The organism is Streptomyces sp. NRRL S-495 (assembly GCF_000966955.1).
Classification (GTDB): domain Bacteria; phylum Actinomycetota; class Actinomycetes; order Streptomycetales; family Streptomycetaceae; genus Kitasatospora; species Kitasatospora purpeofusca.
In genome coordinates, this window is sequence record NZ_JZWY01000517.1 from 1 (window position 1) to 847 (window position 847).

At 67.7% G+C, this 847-nt stretch carries 1 protein-coding gene; it reads left to right on the forward strand.

Annotation, left to right across the window (positions count from 1 at the left end):
* Positions 1-785: electron transfer flavoprotein subunit beta/FixA family protein (locus tag VR45_RS25645; protein WP_234326151.1), on the forward strand; the 785-nt coding region annotated here is incomplete at its 5' end.
* Positions 786-847: the final 62 nt, after the last annotated feature.

Sequence of the window (847 nt, forward strand, 5' to 3'; positions counted from 1 at the left end):
TGAGCTTGAGGATCGTTGTCTGTGTGAAGTACGTGCCGGACGCGACGGGTGACCGTCGTTTCGCGGACGACCACACCACCGACCGGGAGGGCGTGGACGGCCTTCTGTCGGAGCTGGACGAGTACGGGGTGGAGCAGGCGCTGCGGATCGCGGAGGCGAACGAGGGTGCCGAGGTGACCGTGCTGACGGTGGGTCCGGACGATGCGAAGGACGCGCTGCGCAAGGCGTTGTCGATGGGTGCGGACAAGGCCGTGCACGTCAATGACGAGGACATCCACGGTTCGGACGTGATCGGGACGTCGGCGGTGCTGGCGAAGGCGCTGGAGCGGACCGGGTTCGATCTGGTGATCGGTGGTATGGCGTCGACGGACGGCACGATGGGTGTGCTGCCGGCGCTGCTGGCGGAGCGGCTGGGTGTGCCGCAGTTGACGCTGCTGTCGGAGGTCTCGGTCGAGGGCGGTGTGGTGAAGGGCCGTCGGGACGGTGACTCGGCGACGGAGCTGGTGGAGGCGGCGCTGCCGGCGGTGGTGTCGGTGACGGACCAGTCGGGCGAGGCGCGCTACCCGTCGTTCAAGGGGATCATGGCGGCGAAGAAGAAGCCGGTGGAGTCCCTGGACCTGGACGACCTGGGTATTGAGGCCGGTGAGGTCGGTCTGGCGGGTTCGTGGACGGCGGTGGAGTCGGTGACGGCGCGTCCGGCGCGTACCGCGGGCACGGTCGTCAAGGACGAGGGCGAGGGCGGCAAGGCGCTCGCCGGCTTCCTCGCCGACCAGAAGTTCATCTAGTCCCACCCGTTCGCGAATCCAACGATCGATCAGGAGCAATGAATCATGGCTGAGATCCTGGT